This is a genomic window from Paramagnetospirillum marisnigri (assembly GCF_001650715.1).
GTDB classification, from domain to species: domain Bacteria; phylum Pseudomonadota; class Alphaproteobacteria; order Rhodospirillales; family Magnetospirillaceae; genus Phaeospirillum; species Phaeospirillum marisnigri.
The window spans coordinates 1-21,222 of record NZ_LWQT01000046.1 but is presented as its reverse complement, the minus strand read 5'-3'; the positions used below and the strand labels follow the sequence as shown (position 1 = coordinate 21,222).

Genomic DNA, 21,222 nt, shown 5'->3' with positions numbered 1-21,222 from the left:
GGGGGCGTTCTTCCAGGCGCAAGGGCGCGTCCTGGCTTCGTCTCATGCGCCATCTGCTGCGGCGTGCCCTGCCGCCCCTGTGGTTTCGCCAGGAATTGAAGGGCTTGTGGCGTTCGCTGGTAACGCCGCCCGAATCGATCCTGGAGATGGCGGGCCTCAGGCGATGTTTCGCCGATCTGATGGCGGCGACGGTGGTCCTGAACCTGCTGGGGCTGGCCCTGCCGCTGATTCTGCTGCAGGTTTACGATCGCATTCTTCCCAATTCCGCCCTGGATACGCTGGGAGCCCTGGTGACCGGCATCGTGGTGGCTGTGGGGCTGGAGACGGTGCTGCGGGTGGCGCGCTCGGCGGTCACCGCCTGGACCAGCGGCCGATTCGAGCATATGGCATCGAGCAGGGTCTTCCGCTCGCTGCTGCGCTCGCCGCTGGGGCATTTCGAGATGAGCGGCGCGGGCGCCCATCTGGAAACCTTGAACGCCATCGGGCGGCTGAAGGATTTCTATGCCGGCCAGACCTTCGTCACGGTCTTCGATATCCCCTTCGCCCTGCTGTTCATCGGTCTGCTAGCCCTGTTCGGCGGCTGGCTGGCCCTGGTTCCAGTTGGGCTCGCCATCGCCATGATGGTGGTCGGCGTGGTCGAGGGGCACCGGCTGCGCATCCTGCTCAAGCGCCGCATCCTGTTCGACCAGAGCCGGGGCAATTTCATCCTGGAGGCCCTGTCCACCATCCAGACCGTGAAGTCGCTGGCCATGGAGGCGCAACTGCAGCGCCGTCACGACCGGTTGCTGGAAAACAGCGCCCTGGCCGAGTTCCAGGTTGCCGACCTGTCGCACCGGACGGCGGCCCTGGGAAGGCTGTTCTCCAGCCTGACCACCATCCTGGTGGTGGCCCTGGGAAGCCTGCTGGTGATCACGGGCGAGATGTCCACCGGCGTGCTGGCGGCCTGTTCCTTGCTGGCCGGGCGGGCCACCCAACCCATCCAGTTGGTGCTCGACCGCTGGACCCGGTTCCAGGCGGCCCGGCTGGCCGAGGAACGGCTGGAGACCCTGCTGGAGGACCCGGGGGGGACCGCCACGCTGCCGCCGCTTCCCGCCCTGTCCGGCCGGATGAGCCTGGACGCTGTCAGGCTTTGCAACGAGTCGGGCGGCGATATCCTGGCCGGTGTCACCCTGTCCATAGCGCCGGGCGAGATGATCGGCATCACCGGAGACAGCGGCACCGGCAAGAGCACGCTGCTGGGCTTGATGGGCGGCCTGATGCGGCCGAGTTCCGGGTCCATTCGCCTGGATGGTCATGATCTGGCGGATTACGCCCCGGACAGTTACCGGGCCCATATCGGTTTCATCGCCCAGCGTTCGGAACTGTATCGCGGGACCATCATGGAAAACCTGTCCGGCTTCGATCCCCAAAGGGTCGAAGCGGCAAGGGAGGTGGCCCGCGACCTGGGGATCGAGCGCTTCGTCGCCCGCCTGCCGCTGGGCTATTCCACTCCCGTGGCCCAGGGACCGCAGGATTCCCTGCCGCGCGGCATCCGTCAGTTGATCGCCATCGGCCGGGTCCTGGCCCGTCGTCCCGACATCATCTTGTTCGACGAGGCCAATACCGCCGTCGACGGCGCGGGAAACCAAGCCCTGCGCGACCTGCTGGAACGGTTGAAGGGCAAGGTGACCATCGTCCTGGTCTCGTCCCGGCCGTCCCTGCTGAATCTGGCCGACCGCAACTTCGAGATCCAGGCCGGGCGCCTGAGCCCGGCGGGGCAGACATCGCTGCGTCCGGTGAGCGACACTGCCAGCGCCGCCGCCGCCATGATCGGCCCGATGATCCTGGCCTCGCTGGCGGGAGAAGAGCGGGACGCTCCGACCTCGCTGGCGGATGCCGATTTCCTGCGCGGTCTCCGCCAGGCCTCCTCACTGGGCCGCTGCCTGGTTCCCCTGCTGGAGGCCATGCGCTGGTGCACCGATCCCCGCCGTCTGGCCGAGGCCATGCCGCACATCCAGTCCAAGCTGGACATCGTCGCCTTCCGCAATGTCATGGCCAATCTTGGTTTCGGCAGTTCCTCGATCGTCATGAAGGGGGAACCGGTGGAGCCGCGCCTGCTGCCCTGCCTGTTCATGGCCGCCGACGGCTCGCCCCTGGTCCTGCTGGATGCCGACCGGGGGGGCGTCACGGTCTATGACGGAGTGGACGGGGCGTCCAGGAGCATCCCCCACTCGCGACTTTGGGGGACGGCCTATTTCTTCAGCGCGGTGGATGCGGCCACATCAAGCAAGCCCGCCCACTGGTTCCGGGGGCTGATGGAGCGTTTCCGGGGGCTGATCTGGGCCATCCTGGCACAAAGCCTGGTGATCAATATCCTGTCGCTGGGCGTGCCCTTGTTCACCATGTCGGTCTACGACAAGGTGATCGGAAGCGGTGATCCGCGCATGCTGATCGGCATCCTGGGCGGTGTCGCCATCGTGGTTGTGGCCGAGCATGTACTGCAGGAACTGCGCAACCGGGCCAACGGCTATATGGGCGTGCGGTTGAACTTCATCATCTCGGCCATGGTGTTCGAGCGGACCATGGCGCTGCCGTTGCAGATCACGGAACGGGTCGGAATCGCGGGGCAGTTGGCACGGTTCCGTGAGCTGGAAAGTTTCCGCACCCTTTTCACCGATGGCTTGGCCGTGGCCCTGCTCGACCTGCCCTTCGTGTTCTTCTACGTGCTGGTGCTGTTCCTGCTGGGCGGGCCGGTCGCCCTGGTTCCCCTGGCGGCATTGGGAATGTTCCTGCTGATTCTCGTCGGCCTGATGCCGATGGTCCGCGCCCGCGTCGCCGACATGGCGCGGACCACCAACCAGCGCCAGGAATTCGTGGTCGAGACACTGACCAAGATGCGTTCGCTCCATACCGATGGACTGCAAGATATCTGGGAACACCGTTTCCGTGCTTATTCCGCCGACGCGGCCATGGCCGGACGCCATGCCGCCGCCCTGTCGGGGGCTCTCAGCGCCGTCTCCCAGGCCCTGGTGATCGGAGCGGGAATCGCCACCATGTCGGTCGGGGTCCATCAGGTTCTGGCCGGGCGAATGAGCGCCGGCGCGCTGATCGCCTCCATGATGGTGGTCTGGCGGGTCCTCGCCCCCATGCAGGCGGGGTTCTGGCTGTTGCAGCGCATGGAGCAGGCCCGCAATACCGTGCGACAGGTGGAAGGCCTGCTGAGCCTGCGGACCGAGTCCGAGGATCGCCCCCTGGCGGGCGGTTCGCTGCGGCTCAAGGGCTCGGTCACCTTCTCGCGGGTATCGATCCGCTACACCAATGATTCGGACCCGGCCCTGCTGGGCGTCTCGTTCCAGGCCAATCCCGGCGACGTGGTCGCGGTGGTGGGGCCCGATGGGTCGGGCAAGTCGACCCTGTTGAAACTGATCGCCGGATTGTACCAGCCCCAGGCGGGGAATGTGGTCATCGACGACATGGATATCCGCCAGATCGATCCGGTGGAATTGCGCAAGGCCATCGCCTATGCGCCGCAGGTCCCCGAACTGCTGTTCGGAACCATCGCCCAGAACCTGCGGCTGGCTCATCCCAATGCCAGCGAGGCCGATCTTTGGCATGCCCTCGACATGGCCGGGGTCAGAAGCGAGGTGGAAAACCTTTCCTCGGGTCTGGATACCCGTGTCGGCGACGCCCGCAGCAACGTGATCCCAGGCGCCCTGGCCCAGGGATTGTCGCTGGCGCGGGCCTATCTCAAGCGCAGCCCCATCATCTTGCTGGACGAGCCGGTGACCGGGCTGGATTCCGAGGGCGACCGCAAGTTCCGCGAGGTCATCGAGTGGACGCGGGGATTGGCCACCATCTTCCTGGTGACCCATCGCCCCAGCCATCTGTCGTTGGCCGATCAGATTCTTGTGCTGGAAAAGGGTGCCATCCGTATCGCGGGTCCGGCCTCCGAGGTCCGGGCGAAACTGGCAGGGTAGGAGAGAGAGTTGGATACGTCGGCCATGGCCCTGTTGGACAGTCTTCCCCTGTTGGGCACGCTTCAGGCAGCCATCCTGCTGATCTATCTGCTGCTTCGCCGTCGGGTGGATTTCGGTCGTACCGCCTTGGAACTGGCGCTGCTGGTGGGGCTCACCCTGGGGCAGTTCGCGGTGCCGGGAGGAACCAACACATTGGGCCTGGGGGGATGGGGCGCCCTGGCCTGGCCCATCGTGGTTCCCACCGCCGTGGCCTTTGCCTGCGACGTCATGGGGATACGCTTGAACCGGTGGGGGTGGTTGCTGGGCTGGCTTGCCCTGATTCCCATCGCGATGATCATGGTTGCGGAACTCTGGCTGGATGGATGCCTGCCGGTCGCGCCCTCCTGTGGCTGGATATGGATTGCGCAATCCGCCTGGGTCATGGTCATGGCCTTCTGGGGGACGTGGCTGATCGGAATGCGCCTGGAGGCGGTGGCGGTGGTGCTGCGCCAGCATTCCATGGGCGGCACCCGCCTGGTGGCCGCCTTGGCCTTGGCCTTCATACTCTGTGTTCGGGGGCTGGTGGAGTTGGCCTATCTGGGCAGCCCATCCATGGCGGCCGAAGCGACCCGCTGGGGCAGCCTGGGCTGGTTCCTCGGCCTCAGCCTGCTGATGGTGTCGCTGACGCGGCTTTATCCCGAGACCGCCGACGCCGCGCTGGAACTGAACGACCAGGAAAGCATCGACCGCTTCCGCCGCCATCTCGCCCATGCCGTGGTGTTCGAGGAAGGCGGCGTCAGTCCACTGGCACGGGCTTCGGTGCTGACCACCATCTTGACGGTGCTGGCCCTGCTGGGCTGGAGCGCGGTCACTCCGGTCAAGGAGGTGGCCGCCACCAGCGGTCAGGTGGTGCCATCGGGGCAGATCCGTCCCATCCAGCATCTGGAGGGCGGTATCGTCGCCGAGGTCCTGGTGCGCGAGGGCCAACTGGTCCAGAAGGGCGAGGTGCTGTTGCGGCTCGACCCGGCCCAGGCCATGGCGGAACTGGAGCAGGTCAAGGTGCGCGAGGCGGGGTTGGAGCTCCGGGCCGAACGCCTGCGCGCCTTCGCCGAGGGACGCTTGCCTGACTTCTCGCTGGTTTCCGCGATTGCCGGGGATGGACAGGCCAGCGACCAGGGCACCATCTTCAAGGCGCAGGAGGCGGCGCGCGACTCCTCCGTCGCGGTGCTGGAACGCCAGATCGCCCAACGACGCTCCGAGATCAACCAGTATGAAGGCCAGCACCACGCCCTGGGCGAGCAATTGCATCTGGTGGAGCGCGAAGTCGCCATCCGTTCCGATTTGCTGGCCAAGGGGCTCAACTCCCAGGTCTCCTTCCTGACGATCAAGCGCGAGTCCGAGCGCCTCAAGGGGGAAAGCTCCAGGCTTCTGGCCCAGCTTCACACCTCACGCGAGTCCCTGGCGGAGGCGGAGTCGCGGCTTCAGGACCAGCGCAGCAAGCTGATCCAGGATGCCGTGACCGAAATGGGCACCGCCGGGGCCGAGCTTGCCCAACTGCGCGAAACCCGCGGCAAGCTGGAGGACCGGGTGCAGCGCCTCGCCCTGGTGGCGCCGGTGCGCGGCATCGTCCAGGAACTCTCGGTGGCAAGCCCGGGCGCGGTGATCCCCCAAGGCGGCATGGTCACCAAGATCGTTCCGGTGGATGATGTCTTGTTGGTGGAGAACCAGATCCAGCCCCGCGATGTCGGGCATGTGCAACCGGGGCAGCCGGTCCGGATCAAGGTCTCCAGCTACGATTTCGCCCGCTTCGGGGCGGTGGAGGGTGTCCTGACCCAGATATCGCCGTCCACCTTCCTCGATGACGACAAGCTGCCCTATTACAAGGGTGTGGTGACCCTGGCCAAGGCCTATGTGGGCGACGACCCGGAGCGCAACCGCATCCTGCCCGGCATGACGGTGCAGGCCGATGTGGTGACCGGCGAGAAGACCATCCTGCAATACCTTCTGAAACCGATCCAACTGGCGGCGTCGCAGGCCTTCCGCGAACGGTGAGCGGGGGGCTCCGTGCCCCCCTTGCAGCCCCCCCTTGCAGCCCGGCGCAACCGTGGGCGGGCGTCAGCGGCGTGCTGGCCGTGCCGGTCAAGGATTCTCGGTCTTCGATGGCAGGCGAGCACAGACAAGTGACCGGGGCGCGACCGGCTGGGGGGCGTCCCCTCCACGCGGGAGCCGTGCCGACTCGGCATAGACCTTGCGCACCAGATCGGCCTGGCTCGACACCCCCATCTTAAGGAAAATCCGTTTGAGATGGGTCCGGACGGTATTAACGGAAATATTGGAAAGTTCCGCGAAGACCCGGATCGAGCCACCGGTTCTCGCCAGATACGCGGTCAGTTTTCCCTCTGCCGGTGTCAAATCGTAAAGGCGGCACAAGGCAGCCTCCTCGAATGGCGGCGATCCGTCATCCTGGAATAGAAGAGCCAGGGTGAAGGGCGCCATGTCGGCAAGGCGCAGCAGGATCACCCGCTCAGGAATGCGGCCCGATTGCGAGATGACCGTGAAGGGAGCCGAGGGATAACCTTCAGCCCCAGGCATCATCGCTTCCGCCAACCGGGTTACGGGGCAGTCGACACCATCGCATTTTTCAGGCCGAGGTGGGCATGTGGCCAGCAGGGAGCGCGCCGGATCGTTGGCTTCGACGACGCCGCCATCATGGCAGAGAACCAGCGCGGCCACCGGCAATAGCTCGAGCGATGGAAAGGGGGAGATCACGGTTCCGTGCTGCCCGCCCAGGCTCCGCAAGCCAGGATGAATGCCTGGTCATCGGTGAGCTCCGGCCTTTGCTGGCGAAGACGGTGGATTGCCTTGACGATGGCGAATGGGCCGGTGACGCCCTGATCCATGGCCAGCTTGATGGCGACGGAGGCCATCTGTCTCAGTTCCGTTTGAGCCGGGTCCGCGGCGCTTGTCATCACCCTACTCCCGAAGGTTCGCTCCTTAACCCTAGAGTGTCTTTTCGTCGCCAGATTGGCGTCACCCATATGGGGGATGGACGGACAGAAAGTTGACCAAGTCTTGAAAATAGTTGCGGTTGATGGGCTTTCCTGTCGCCCATGCTTCACCTATCATCTCGATAAGGCTGCGTAGGGTAGTGCAATGAGACGAGGAATGTCGCACCGACCTCGCCTTGGAAAGGCGACAGGGCTTGGCATCGCGATGCTGATCGCGGGTATGGAAGAAGTATCCGCCCAGCCGGTTGATGGCGAGCCCGCGCCAGCACCATTGATGATCGATATCTTCGGCACGTCCCGCAACGAGGTCGAGGCCGAGTTGCAACGGCGGCGTGAACGTCTGGGCGACGTTCCCATCAGCGCCAGCCTCCTTGGGCCGAATGAGATGGATCTCGGCGGTATCCGCGATACCCGCGAGGCCGTGGCGGCGGTTCCGGGACTCAATTGGACCACCGATACCGGCAATGAGCGATCCAACAACATCACCATCCGGGGAATCGGCGCCAATGTGATCGGCGGCGGCGTCGACCCTGGCGTTGCCATGTATATCGACGATGTCTTCATCGGCCGGATGGCCGGTTTCGGCACCGATTTCGTGGGTCTTGACCGCATCGAGGTATTACGCGGGCCTCAGGGAAGCCTGTATGGCAAGAACGCCATCGGCGGCGCGGTGAAGCAGCATCTTGCCCCGCCCGGCATGGATAATTCCGCCGCCGCCCGCATCGATGGCGGCACCTACGCCTATCGGCGGGCGCTGGCTCACGCCAATGTCGCGGTTATCCCCGACCGCCTGGCGGCGCGGATTTCTGTCGGCGCGCTACGCCAGGATGGCACCGTGCATGACCGGAGCACGGGGCGCGACATCAATGACCGCGACAACTGGGGCACCCGGCTGCAGATGCTGGCCCGCCCCAATCCGGATGTGGAATACCAGTTGAACCTGGATCACGCCCAGGACCGCGCCACCCGAACCGCCATCGCCGGATTCGACGACGCCCTGCGCTACGTCACCGATGCCACCCGGCCCTATGACAGCCATCGCGACAACAGCGGGATCACCGCCAAGGCCCTTTGGCGAACCCCCGGCTTCGATGTCGCGTCGGTGACCGCCGTCCGTCATATCGGCTTCGGCGGCGAGGGCAGCGATTTCTCGGGCAAGGACCAATGGCAATGGGGCCAGTTCGACGACCACAAGCAGGTCTCGCAGGAGGTCCGGCTTTCCTCCAATGCCGCCGGGGATTGGCGCTGGCAGGGGGGCGTGTTCCTCTATGCCGATGATTACCATACCCGCTCCTATCAGGAGCTCCATTCCATCGCGGCCTTGTTTGGCAAGGCCTATGGCTATCGCGAGACTTCGGTGGCCAACGAAAGGCAGTGGAACGCCGCCCTGTTCGGCGAGGTGGAATGGACCTTCGTTCCCACCTGGCGCCTGACCCTGGGCGGTCGGCTCAGCCATGAAAACAAGTGGATCAGCTATTCCCACGCGCCCGGCGCCACCGGCGCGGTTCTCGGCGTCTCCCAGACGGTGACCACCGACCGCGACTACCAGAACATCTCGCCGAAGATGGTTCTGGCCCATGATCTGGACCCCGGGGTGATGGCCTATGTCAAGGTCGAGCGCGGCTATAAGAGCGGCGGCTTCAACGATGCCTTTTCCAAGACCTCGACCCTGCACTTCAACCCCGAGACCGCCTGGAATTACGAAGCGGGCCTGAAATCGACCTTTCTCGACGACAGCGTCGATCTCAACCTCGCCACCTATTGCACCGACTGGCGCCACCCGCAGGTTCAGATGGCCAATCCCACCGGCACCATCACGGGAAACAGCGGTTCCGCCCGGATCCTGGGGGGAGAGGCGGAACTGGCCTGGCGTCCGGCCAAGGGTTGGGAAGTATCCAGCGGTCTCGGCTATATGGACGCCCGCTATCTGCGTTACGCCAATCACCCCACCCGCGACGCCACCGGCAACCGCCTGCCCTATTCATCGCGGCTGACATCGGTCTCGGCCATCCAGTACCAGCGCTTCGTCACCCCCTGGACCAAGCTGTTCGGGCGTGTGGAATGGCAGTATCGCAGCTCGCTCTACTTCGACGCCCTGAACGAATTGCGCCAGCCCGGCTATGGAATCGCCAATCTGACGGTTGGCGCCATCGGCGATGGCTGGCGGGTGGATGTCTGGGGCAAGAACCTGCTGGACAAGGCCTACCGCATTGGCGCCGCCGATTACGGAACGGCCCTGGGCGGCAAGGTGGCCGGCGTGGGCGAACCCCGCATGATCGGTGCGGGCTTAAGCGTGGAGTTCTAGACCGTCCAGGACCGCTTGGCCCATGGGACCCGCCAGGATGAGCCGCAGCAGCTCCGCCTGCCTGCCGGTACCGGTCTTGGCGAAGATGCTTTTCAGATGCGTCCTGGCGGTATTGGCGGTGATGCCGTGGCGTTCGGCATGCCCGGCCAGATCCATGCCGCGCAGCAGGTCGCCGCACAGCCGGGCCTCGGCGGGAGTCAGCCCGTACATCCTGGCGATCAGCGCCTCGGGAATGGGGCGCTCGGCTTCGGGATCGCTGACGAACAGCATGGCGGAGGGCCGCAGCGGAAACACCTCCAGCCGATCCGCCCGCATGGGAACGCAAAGCAGGTTCAGCGGCGCCTTGCCCGAGGGCCGGTCCAGGGTCAGGGCATCGCCACCGGGCAAGCGGGACGCCCTGGCCGCCATGACCGTTTCCGCCACCATGGCCTCGATCTTCCCCGAATCACCCGGCGTGCCGCCGCGCAGCCGTCCCTGGGACACCCCCAGCCCGTCGCCCTGGGCCAGGATGGACTCGGCGGCGTGATTGGCGAACCATACCTTGCCGGTGGCGTCCACCAGGATGACCGCCGCCACCAGGGCATTCAGCGTCGCCCGAAGGTCATCGGTGACACTCTGTTGTTGCCCCAGCCGGATCTGGGTCCGCACCGCCCGGATCAGGTGCGGTGTCAGGCTTTCGAACTGCCGGACCTCCTCATTGGTGAACGAGCCGTCGCGGTCGCCACGCAAGGTGCCGGTGGAAAAGACGTAATGCCGGTCGACCACATCCATGCAGACGATGGAATAGGGAACGCCATTGGGTTCCAGGATTTCGCGGTAGAACGGGCTTGCCGTCCAGGCCTTCTCGTCCAGGACCTGTCGGCAGGCAAAGGCCTTGCCCGGATGGCTCATGCCGTATTGCAGGCGAAGGTCGGTGGGGCTGAGACGGTCGATCAGTTCTTCCAGATTGGGAGGCGGGACAATGGTCCCCGTCATCAGATTGGTGATCAGGGTCATGGGCTGAATGCTGCCCACGGTCAGGACGCCAAGGTCACCCTGGAACGCGCCGGACAGCCTGCTCAAGGCATCGGGCCAACGGCTGTTATCCAACGCGGCGTCCTGAAAGCAACCGACGAGTTCCAAAGCCTGTTCAATGCTGTTCAGCATGTCGTCACCATAAAGCCACAGCCTAGGCTAGCATGAGAGTGCCTTAAAGAAAACGCAGTGCGATTAATATTTTTGGTTTATGCGCCCCATCACTTAGCAGCGAATGCGAGCATTCGCTTTCGCAGTTATTGAAACACGACTTCAGATGCTTGAGTGCGCGTCTGGCTTGGGCCTGTGTTGCTCACCGCCGGAGGAATGGCTGCCAGGGGGAGGAAAATCGCCCATATCCGCAAAAAGTCGGGGCATATCACCCATATGGGGGACGCGGCGACCGCGACCGTTTGGCATCGTCCGGCCATGGGGGCGCATTGGAGCGCAACCGAGGCAAGCGGTCGGGGGCATCATGGGATCGACGCTGTGGACATCGTTGAAGGGCACCAGCCCGGTCGGCCGACCCTCCGTTCGCCAGGAGCGTCACTCCAGGATGTCTTCCAAGCGGCCGATGATCGTGGCCCTGGAACCGCGCATCATGTTCGACGGCGCGGCGGTGACGGATGCGGTCCAGGCGGTCGCCGAGGCGGCGGCCGAAGCTCCTGCCGCCCCCGCTGCCCGCACCGAGATCGCCTTCGTCGATGCTCATGTCCAGGACTACCAAAGCCTGATCGACGGGTTGAAGGCCGGGGTCGAGGTCCACGTTCTCGATGCCGGCCGCGACGGACTGTCCCAGATGGCCGATCTGCTGCAGGGGCGCAGCGATATCGACGCCATCCACGTCATCAGCCATGGCGCCGAGGGACAGGTGCAATTGGGCGATGCCGTGCTGTCGCTCGCCAACCTGGATCCGCGCGGCACTGATCTGGCCGCCATCGGCCAAGCGCTGTCGGCGGATGGCGACATCCTGCTCTATGGCTGCGACGTGGGATCGGGCGCCATCGGCGGCGCCTTCATCGGCCGCCTGGCCCTGATCACCGGGGCGGATGTGGCGGCGTCGACGGACGATACCGGCGACACTGCATCCGGAGGAAACGACGACCTTGAGGCAAGATATGGGATTATAGATGTCGATGAATTGACGCTGCAAGCAAATAGAATATTAAGTCTGCCGGCTACGGCCGCCCCTCAACTTTCCGTAAATGACGTCAAACCTGGGAATCAAGATAATGCGCAAATATGTACGGTTGGAAGTAGTGGATTTGCTGTCGTTTATGAAGATGGAATGATTTCACTCGGGAGCCTGAACCAGAACTCATATGGAACCGAGACGAATAGTGACGGAAGTCACGGTCGTATTGTTGCTGATTATTTCTACAATTCCGGCGCATCCCACGTTGAATTTCAGGTAAACTCAACAACTCAAGGATTTCAGTCAAAGACAATTGTCACGGATATTGGAAATAATAAGGTTGCATTTGTCTGGCGTGACTACTTCGATGGCGACCAGGGCACGGACACCTCTGGGTATCGGCTGGTTGGCCGGATTTTCACATTGCCAGATTTCTCGGCCAACCCATCAGCCACGATATCGTCCGGAAATGAATTTATAATAAATACATCAACGGCGGGCCACCAGGATGAGGCTGTCATTGCGACGCTGAGCAATGGATGCTTTGCGGTTGCTTGGAAAGATGGTGGATATGGATGGGGAGATTATTATGAATCTCTAGGAAACCAAGGTGGAGGGGACGGCAGCTTAAGTGCCATAAGATGCCAAATTTTTGACACGTCCGGGGCAAAAGTTGGCTCCGAGCTATTGGTTAACTCGCTGCTGGCCGGCGATCAGGATCATCCTAAGATTGCGGCACTAAGCAATGGCTCGTTCGTTGTCGCATGGAGAGATTGGACTGACGAAGGCGATCCGCTTAGTGTAGACAACAGTGCATACAGACTAAGAGGGCAGATAATTTCCGCGGCAGGCACAAAAATTGGTGCGGAATTTTCCGTTAATACGACTGCGGCTGGCAATCAAGATTACCAGCAAATCACCGCTCTAACAGGTGGAGGATTTGCCGTGACGTGGGTTGACGGCGCGTTCTCACACATTGAGACTGAGTGGCCTTTACAGATTGGTCTCCACAACTCCGGTGGCGGGGATGGCAATTCACCGGGAATTCGTTCCCAGCTATTTGATGCTACCGGACAAAAAGTTGGGACCGAATTGCTCCTTAGTTCCTGGGATTCTCAGGGAAGTCAGGAGAAGCCCCAGATCACGTCGCTTGTTGGTGGTGGATATGTCGTCGTCTGGCGTGACTGGGCCGATGGAGCGCCTGGATCAGATTCGGATGGCGTCGATGACTCTTATTTCAGGTTGCATGGGCAGGTCGTTTCATCCTCCGGGGCGAAAGTGGGCGCAGGGTTCGTTGTGAATACAGCGGCCCAGGGGAATCAGGACTGGCCAACATTAGTCGGAACCCAAAATGGTGGGTTTGTCGCATTTTGGACGGATGGCGAGTCTGCCACAGGCCCCAACAATGAGTCTATCGGCTACCAAGGCGGCGGCGACGGAGATGCGTCGGCGATAAGAGCGCAGTTTTTTGATGCGAATAGCGCGAAGGTTGGAAGTGAGCTGCTTGTCAACTCTAGTGCCCAGGGGTGGCAAGAGCGAGCCAAAATAGCACTGTTGGCGGATGGCAACGTTGCCGTTTCGTGGCGCGAGTTGAACGCGGCATCAGACAGCAGTGTTTGGGGGCTGAGCGGCAGGATTATTTCGCCGGCGCGAGCCAATACAGCTGGAATCGCCAGCCCGACAGTGGCCGAGGATACCGATTCCGGCGCCATCGCCATCAGCCGGAATGCGGTGGATGGCGCCGAGGTTACCCACTACAAGATCACCGGCATCATCGGTGGAACGCTCTATTCCGATGCGGCCTACACCCAGGCCATCACGAACGGCGATTTCATCACCAGCGGGGGTGCCACCACCAACGTCTATTTCCGTCCCACCGCCAACCGTAATTCCTCTTCGGGAGGCAATGGCGCGTTTACCGTCCAGGCTTCCACCAGTAATGCCGATGGCGGCCTGGGGGGGGCAAGCGCGACATCCACCATTTCCCTCACCCCCGTCAATGACGCTCCGACGCTGATGGCACCATCGACCGGCAGCTATACCGACAGCTCGGCCAATGACAGTTTCAGCAACATTACCGGAACCCTGTCTGGGGCCGATGTCGATACCGGTACCACGCTGACCTATGACATTACGGGCGGTACCACTGGCGGCTCGACAAATGTCGGAGGCACTGCCTACGACGTATCCAAGGCCGGAACTTACGGCACCTTGTACGTCAAGAGCAGCGACGGCTCTTATGTTTACGTCCCCGGCAACGCCCAGATCAACGCGACCACGGGCGCCGTGACCGACAGTTTCACCGTCTCGGTGTCGGACGGCTCCGCGTCGACGACACGGACCTATAGCGTCAACATCATCGGCGCCAACGACGCCCCAACGGCGGTCAACGACACCGGTTCCGGCACCGAGACCGGCACGGCAGCGGGTTCCAACGCCACCGGCAATGTCATCACCAACGATACCGACCCCGATACGGGCGCGACCAGGACGGTGACGGCGGTGCGGGGCGGCAATATGGAAGGCGCGGGCACCGCCGGCACGGTAGGCCAGGCGCTGGCCGGCGCCAATGGCTCGCTGACGCTCAATGCCGACGGCACCTACACCTATGTGGTCGACGAGACCGCTGTCAACTCGCTGGCCGCCGGCCAGACCGTGACCGATTCTTACAATTACACCGTTTCGGATGGCAGCCTCACCGACACCGCCGTCCTGGTCATCACCATCAACGGCGCCAACGATGCGCCGACGGTGGGCACCAATGCCGGCCTGACCTTGAACGAGGGGGCCTCCGCCACCATCGGCTCGGCGGCCCTGTCGATTTCCGATGCCGAGAGCGCCGCCGGCAACCGCACCCTGACGGTGGGCACGGCGCCGGCCAACGGCACGCTTTACAAGTATGGCGCGGCGATGAGCAGCGGCAGCACCTTCACCCAGACCGACATCGCCAACAGCGCCATCACCTATACCCACAATGGCGGCGAGACCACGTCCGACAGCTTCACCTTCACGGTGGCCGACGGCGCGGGCGGCACCATCGGCTCGACCCCCTTTTCCATCACTGTCAACCCGGTCAACGACGCCCCGGCCTTTACCAACCTGAACGGCGCGCCCGCCTTTACCGAAGGCGGCGCCGCGGTGATTCTGGACGCCGACGTCACCGTGGCGGACGCCGAGTTGGGCAACAATTTCAGCGGCACCACCCTGACCATTGCCCGAAACGGCGGCGCCAGCATCCAGGACGTCTTCACCGCCTCCGGTAATCTGGGCGCCTTGACCGAAAGCGGCAATTTAACGCTGTCGGGGGTTACCATCGGCACGGTGACCACCAATTCGTCGGGAACCTTGCTGCTGACCTTCGGGGCCAATGCCACCCAGGCCCAAATCAACGAGGCGCTGCAATCGATCCGATACTCCAATTCATCCGACGACCCCACCGCCAGCGTCCAGTTGAACTGGACCTTCAGCGATGGCAACTCCGCCGCCGCGCAAGGCTCGGGCGGGGTCAAGACCGCCACCGGCTCTACCACGGTGACGGTAACGGGGGTAAACGACGCCCCCACCGGATCGATTACCGCCTCGAACCCGACCTATACCGAAAACGGGGCGGCCCAGACGCTGTTTTCCGGCGCCAGCCTGTCCACCATCGAATCCGGCCAGACCATCAATTCGGTGGTGGTGACGGTCGGCAACCTGTTCGACGGCAGCGCCGAGAAGCTGGTTCTCGATAGCGAACAGATCACGCTGACCAACGGCACCAACGGCACCACATCGGCCAATACTATCGGCTATTCGGTGTCCATGAGCGGATCGACGGCGACAGTGACGCTGACCAAGGCCACCACCGCCGCCAACTGGCAGGCCTATCTGAACGCCCTCGGTTACCTGAGCAGCTCCGAAAAGCCGACAACCGATGGGGGGCGTACGATCACCCTGGTGTCGGTCTCCGATTCCGGTGGCACCGCCAACAGCGGCATCGCCAGCACCACCATCAACACTGCCTCGGCCGTCACCATCACCGCCGTCAACGACGTGCCGACGCTGACCAATATGAACGGCGATACCGTCAGCTACAGCGTCGGCGGTGCTGCGGTCGCCCTGGACGGGGCTGGCAACGCCACGGTCGCAGACCTCGACAACACCAATTTCAACGGCGGCAACGTCACCGTCTCCATCATCGCGAACGGCCAGACGGCCGAGGACGTGCTGGGCATAGCCAATCAGGGAACCGGGGTCGGCCAGATCGGCGTCTCGGGCAGCACCATCACGTATGAAGGTACCCCCTTGGGCACCTATAGCGGCGGTTCGTCAGGAAATAGTCTGCTGGTCAGCCTGAACGCCAACAGTTCCCCCACCGCAGTGCAAGCGCTGGTGCGGGCACTGACCTACCGCAACAGCGATGCCAGTACCGTCAACACCGCGTCGCGCACCGTGCGGGTGACGGTCAATGACGGCGTCGGCACGTCAAGCAATCAGAATGTCAGCGTGGCGTTGATCCGCGCCCCGATCATCGATCTGGACGGCGACGATTCCTCGGGTGGCACCAATGGCGGTTATACCGACGCCTTCACCGAGAACAATGGCAATCTGTCCATCATCGATAGCGACGCCACCCTGACAGATGACGGCACCAATCTCACTCAGGCGGTCATCACCCTGACCAATGCCCAGAGCGGCGACATCCTCAGCCTCAACGGCTGGGCTGACGGTGTCACCATGAATGGCATCACGGTGACCTACACATCAAGCTCGGTGCTGACCTTGTCGGGATCGGGCGCCAAAGCCGACTACCTGACACTGTTGAAGGCCGCCCGTTTCAACAACACCACGGAGTCCCCCAACACCACGGCACGCACCATAACTTTTGTCGCTCGCGACAGTGATAGCAACACAGGCTCGGCGGTCACATCGACCATCACGGTATCCGCAACCGCCGACACACCAACCGTCGCCAACCCGACGGTGACCGAAGATACCGATTCCAGCGCCATCGCCATCACCCGTGCGGCCGGGGACGGGGCGGAAACCAGCCATTACAAGATTACCGGCATCACCGGCGGCACGCTCTATTCCGACGCGGCCTATACCCAGGCCATCACCAACGGCAGTTTCATCGCCAGCGCCGGAGCGACTACCAACGTCTATTTCCGCCCCACCGCCAACCGCAATGCCACCACCGGGGGCAATGGCGCCTTCACCGTACAGGGATCCACCAGCACTGCCGATGGCGGCCTGGGCGGATCAACCGCGACCAGCAACATTACGTTGAGCCCCGTCGCCGATACGCCCAGCGTGACCAATGCCAGCGGCGCGCCCAACATCCAGACCTCGACCGGGTTGGTGCTCAGCCGCAATCTGGTGGATGGCGCCGAAGTCTCCCACTTCAAGATCACCGGCATCACCGGCGGCACGCTCTACAAGAATGACGGCATCATCCAAATAACCAACGGCACCTTCATCACCTTCGCCGAGGGCAATGCCGGACTGAAGTTCACTCCCGTCGGCGGCGGCAATGGCGGCTTCACCGCCCAGGCATCCAAGGCGGCCAATGATGGCGGCTTGGGCGGCGGCACGGTCAGCGCCACCATTTCGGTGAACGCTCCCCCCACGGCTACGGGCGTGTTGCTTTCGCCGCCGATGGGGCAGGTGGGATCGGCTTACAGCTACCCGCTTCCCAACGGCACGTTCTCGGACGCCGATGCCGGGGACACGCTGACCTTCAGTGCCACGGGATTGCCCGCAGGATTGTCCATCAACCCCCAGACCGGCCGGATTTCCGGCCATCCGATTTCGGCGGGTGGCGGCGCGGTGACCATCACGGCGACCGATGGCGCCGGAGCCACGGCAAGCAAGAGCCTGACCATCACGGTTCAGTCGGCGCCCGTGGCGGCTCCGCCCCCCTCCCCGCCGCCGCCGCCACCGCCGCCTTCGCTTCCGGCGCAGGCTCCCCCCGCCAGTGACGGGGGAATCGCGCCGACATTGACGACGGTGGTGCGCCAGACCGCCCCGATGACGTCCATCACCGTGGATGTTCCCGCGCCGCAACCGGCACAGTCGTCCACGGCACCGGCGATTCCGACCGCACCGGCCAGTCCTCCATCCAGCCCCTTCCAACTGGCGGTTGCCGCCAAGCCGACGGGTGGTGGCGAGACCCTGGTGATCGCGGCCCCCATGCGCGACACGGTGGTCGCCGTGGGGGGGCGCGTGTCCATTGCCATCCCAGCCGGAGCCTTCGCTCATAGCAACGCGGACGCGTCGGTGGCGCTGACGGCGCTGCAAGCCAACGGATCGGCCTTGCCCGGCTGGATCAGTTTCAACCCCAAGACCGGTTCGTTCGAGGGCACGCCGCCGCCCGGCTTCAAGGGCGAGGTGGTGATCCGCGTTGTCGCCCGTGATGCCGAGGGCCGCGAAGCGGTGCAGACCTTCAAGGTGGTGGTCGGGGAGACCGGGGAAGCCGAGGCGCCCCAACCCCAGGGCGAGGGCCAGCCCCAGGGGGCGCCGGGGCAGACCGGCGCGGCGCCGTTCCGGGATGGCGTCAAGCAGGCGGCGGTCAGGCCGGTGGGCCGTCCCGGCCTGACCAGCCAGTTGCGGGAACTGAGCCAGGAGGCACGTCTGGCCAAGCAGGCCGCCCTGTTTGGATTGAAGCACAGCGGCAAGGCCGCGTGAGCATGAGGGGAATGGTCATGGTTTTGTCTGCGTCTGGTGCCAGGAATCTTCTGGCCTCCGTCTCCATGGTGGCGCTTCTGGCCGCCTGCGCCGTGGCCCCCAAGCCGTTCACGCCCGAGCAACTGAGCCAAAGCGCCAAGGATGACCGCGTCGACATGTTCAAGTCGGGCGAGGCGCTGACCGCTCCCTTGACCGTGTCGGAGGCCATCGCCCGGGCGTTGAAGTACAATCTGGACCGTCGCGCCAAGATCATGGAAGAGGCCCAGGCCCTGGGCCAGACCGATATCGACCGCTGGGACATGCTGCCCAGGCTGGTGGCCAGCGGCAATTTCACCAGCCGCTCCGAGCCCAACGCCACCCGTTCGCGCGATCTCTACACCCAGACCACCAGCAGTTCGAACCCGACCTATTCGGCGGATCGCGACAACTATACCGCCGATCTGGGACTGTCGTGGAACGTGCTGGATTTCGGCCTGTCCTATTTCACCGCCAAGCAGAACGCCGACCGCGCCCTGATCGCTTCGGAGCGGAAGCGCAAGGCGGTGCACACTCTGGTGCAGGACGTGCGCTTCGCCTTCTGGCGCGCCGCCGCGCATCAGGAACTCATGGCCGAGGTGGGCACCGCCGTTTCCGAGGCCAAGGTGGCGCTGGAGCGGGCCAGGACGGTGGAGCGCGAGAACCTGAAGGCCCCATCCGAATCCCTGCGCTACCAGAAGAGCCTGCTGGAGACCCTGCGCCAACTGACCGCCATCCAGCAGGAGTTGTCCACCGCCGAGATCGAACTGGCGGCGCTGATCAATGCGCCGCCCGGCACCAAGCTGGCGTTGGAGGTGCCCAGGGACCTGAAGACTCCCGCCTGGGACCTGAATCTGGAGCGCATGGAGGAACTGGCCTTCTCCGGCAATGCCGACCTGCGCGAGCAGGGTTATCTGGCCCGCGTGGCGGCGGACGACACCCGCAAGGCCATCGTCCGGCTGTTTCCCGGCATCACCTTCTCGGCCAGCCGGAACTATGATCATAACTCGTTCCTGATGGCCAATCACTGGTACGAGGCCGGTGCCAAGCTGTCGTGGAACCTGATGAACCTGATCAGCGGTCCCGACGCCATCAAATACGCCGAAACCAACGAGGACGTGGCCAAGGCCCGGCGCCTGGCGCTTCGCATGGCGGTGCTGGCCCAGGTGCATGTCTCCGAGCGGCAATTCAGGAATTCCATCAGCCAGTTCGACCAGTCGGACGAGTTGTGGAAGGTGGACAGGCGCCTGTTCGAACTGTCCGAGGCCAGGACCGCCAATGATGCCCAGGGCATGCTGGAACGGGTGGCGGGACGCGCCTCGGCCATCGCCTCCGCCCTGCGCCGGTTCCAGACCTATGCCCAGGTCGAGCAGGCCTATGCCCGGATGCAGGCCAGTATCGGCCACGACCTGATGCCGGATAATGTCGCCAGCCATGACCTGCGCGCCCTGTCGGCGGCCATCGCGCTACGGTTGGAAGCATGGGGAGCGGCACACGCCCCCTCCCCGGCCGAACGGGCGTTTTCCACGGCGCAAGGCCAGTCGTGGCGCTGGCTCGGCCAGGATGACGGCACTCCATCCGATGCCGAGGGCAGCGGAGCGCAAAACCGGGATCTGGCCCAGGCCCCATCGCGATGAAACGGGCCGCCCCGGCCATCGCCCTGCTGCTCGCTTGGGCGCTTCCCGCCCAGGCCCAGGAATTGCGGGCACAGCTGAGCCCCCGTGACTTCACCACCCTGGCCGCCGAGATCGGTGCCAAGGTGGAAAGAATTGGCATGCGCGAGGGCGAGCGGTTCCGCAAGGGCGACATCCTGGTCGCCTTCGACTGCTCGATCCAGCGGGCGCAACTGGCCGAGGCCAGGGCGGCGCTGTCGGCGGCGGAAAAGACCGTGGCGGTCAATGCCCGCCTTCTGGAACTGCAGACCATCGGCAAGCTTGAAAACGACGTCGCCTTGGCCGAGCGCGACAAGGCCCGCGCCCGTGACGTTGCCGCCGGGACCGTGGTCGGGAAATGCGCCATTCCCGCGCCCTTCGAGGGGCGGGTGGTGGAACAGAAGGTGCGCTCCCAGCAGTTCGTCCAGCCGGGCCAGGCGCTGCTGGATGTGTTGGACGATTCCATGCTGGAACTGGACTTCGTGGTGCCCAGCAAATGGCTGGTATGGCTGAAGCCCGGCCATGGTTTCCAGGTCGCCATCGACGAAACCGCCAAGACCTACCCGGTCAAGCTGACGCGGGTGGGCGCCCGCATCGACCCGGTCAGCCAATCCGTCAAGGTCACCGGTACCATCGGCGGCCATTTCCCCGAACTCTCCGCCGGCATGTCGGGAAAGGTGCTGCTAGCACCGCCCGCCGGTCCCTAGCCGTGAAGTCTCAAGCGGCTGCCCACTCATTCCGAACCGAGGAAACTGAAGCGTCTCATCCCGGTCGACATCTCATCGGGCGCGGCCCTGGCCATGTCCTTGGAAGTGGCGGCAAGGTCAGTCCGGTCGAGTCCCTGGCTGCAGAACGTCCAGCAATAACAGCCACCCAGGGAGTGGCCGGAATACATCTGAATTGGCGGCCGTTTTGGATCGGACCATCTGGCGATTTCACGCCATAAAAGGAAGTTGTTGACAGAACGTCAACAACATTACCGCAATACTTGAAATATCAGAATAGCGCATCATCGACAGAAAAAGTGCCTGCACTTGCCTGATGCGGCACAAAGGCCCCTCCATTCACTTGGGAATGGTGAGTTTCACGCTCACGCGCCATGGTGTAGCATTCCGCCAACTGCCCCAGCATGGCCCCACAGCGTTCCTCTTCGTCCGGCCCGACCTCACCAGCGGTATCGGCCAGGCGTTTGGCCTGCTCCCTGAGAGCGGAGGAGATGGCATTCACCTGCTTCAGACAATAGGCACTGTCGCGTAGACGGGTGGTGACCTCGAATATGACGGCGGCCAGCGTTCCCATGGCATCGGCCATCTCCGTCCCGGTGTTGTTGAGCACCCCTGACCGGCCCCCAATGGCGGCTCCAGATCGAATGTTAGTGAAGCATGGTTGATGTTGCCTGGCCAGGGGCGACGGAGGGTCATGTCCCGTCGAGTGGTGTAGCAGCTTTTGCCTGGGGATGATGGCGTAGGGTGCGTAGCGCCCGGAGGCGTCA

At 63.9% G+C, this 21,222-nt stretch carries 10 protein-coding genes and 1 pseudogene; 7 read left to right on the top strand and 4 right to left on the bottom strand.

What is annotated here, in order from left to right; all coding sequences use genetic code 11:
* The first annotated feature begins 44 nt into the window (after nt 1–44).
* Both A6A04_RS21565 and A6A04_RS21560 read left to right on the top strand, forming a co-directional pair.
* Entirely contained in the window at nt 45–3,956 is a 3,912-nt protein-coding gene (locus A6A04_RS21565; RefSeq protein WP_082914782.1) for a peptidase domain-containing ABC transporter, read from the top strand.
* Between the two features lie 9 nt (nt 3,957–3,965).
* A complete protein-coding gene (locus A6A04_RS21560; RefSeq protein WP_082914781.1) occupies nt 3,966–5,987 on the top strand; it encodes an HlyD family type I secretion periplasmic adaptor subunit in 2,022 nt (673 codons plus the stop codon).
* 87 nt (nt 5,988–6,074) lie between these two features.
* Here the strand turns inward: A6A04_RS21560 and A6A04_RS07690 are convergent, their stop codons facing one another.
* Together A6A04_RS07690 and A6A04_RS22255 are read right to left on the bottom strand one after the other, a co-directional pair.
* Entirely contained in the window at nt 6,075–6,668 is a 594-nt protein-coding gene (locus A6A04_RS07690) for a helix-turn-helix transcriptional regulator (RefSeq protein ID WP_156612517.1), read from the bottom strand.
* 32 nt (nt 6,669–6,700) lie between these two features.
* A complete protein-coding gene (locus A6A04_RS22255) occupies nt 6,701–6,904 on the bottom strand; it encodes a hypothetical protein (RefSeq protein ID WP_156612516.1) in 204 nt (67 codons plus the stop codon).
* 244 nt (nt 6,905–7,148) lie between these two features.
* Between A6A04_RS22255 and A6A04_RS07685 the strand changes: the two genes are divergently transcribed.
* On the top strand, nt 7,149–9,248 hold the full coding sequence (locus tag A6A04_RS07685) for a TonB-dependent receptor (protein WP_172822742.1): 2,100 nt from the start codon (nt 7,149–7,151) through the stop codon (nt 9,246–9,248).
* Here A6A04_RS07685 and A6A04_RS07680 read toward each other — a convergent pair.
* Nucleotides 9,231–10,337 carry a helix-turn-helix transcriptional regulator gene (locus A6A04_RS07680; RefSeq protein WP_156612515.1) on the bottom strand — a complete coding sequence of 369 codons (1,107 nt, stop codon included), beginning with the start codon at nt 10,335–10,337 and terminating at the stop codon, nt 9,231–9,233. The genes A6A04_RS07685 and A6A04_RS07680 overlap by 18 nt on opposite strands.
* 160 nt (nt 10,338–10,497) lie before the next feature.
* Here A6A04_RS07680 and A6A04_RS23585 point away from each other — a divergent pair.
* The 4 genes and pseudogenes from A6A04_RS23585 to A6A04_RS07660 form a co-directional block, all read left to right on the top strand.
* Nucleotides 10,498–11,349, top strand: a pseudogene (locus A6A04_RS23585) (DUF4347 domain-containing protein); the annotation flags it as partial.
* A 1,731-nt stretch (nt 11,350–13,080) separates the two neighbouring features.
* Nucleotides 13,081–18,063 (top strand): putative Ig domain-containing protein, encoded by a 4,983-nt coding sequence (locus A6A04_RS07670; protein ID WP_068491571.1) that lies wholly within the window; start codon nt 13,081–13,083, stop codon nt 18,061–18,063.
* A 17-nt stretch (nt 18,064–18,080) separates the two neighbouring features.
* Nucleotides 18,081–19,715, top strand: a complete 1,635-nt coding sequence (locus tag A6A04_RS07665) for a TolC family protein (protein ID WP_245651119.1) — start codon at nt 18,081–18,083, stop codon at nt 19,713–19,715.
* Nucleotides 19,712–20,437 (top strand): efflux RND transporter periplasmic adaptor subunit, encoded by a 726-nt coding sequence (locus tag A6A04_RS07660; protein ID WP_068491568.1) that lies wholly within the window; start codon nt 19,712–19,714, stop codon nt 20,435–20,437. Before A6A04_RS07665 ends, A6A04_RS07660 begins: the two co-directional genes overlap by 4 nt.
* A gap of 289 nt (nt 20,438–20,726) precedes the next feature.
* On the opposite strand, the gene A6A04_RS07655 is transcribed toward A6A04_RS07660, so the two are convergent.
* On the bottom strand, nt 20,727–21,065 hold the full coding sequence (locus A6A04_RS07655) for a hypothetical protein (RefSeq protein ID WP_156612513.1): 339 nt from the start codon (nt 21,063–21,065) through the stop codon (nt 20,727–20,729).
* Nucleotides 21,066–21,222 lie beyond the last annotated feature (157 nt).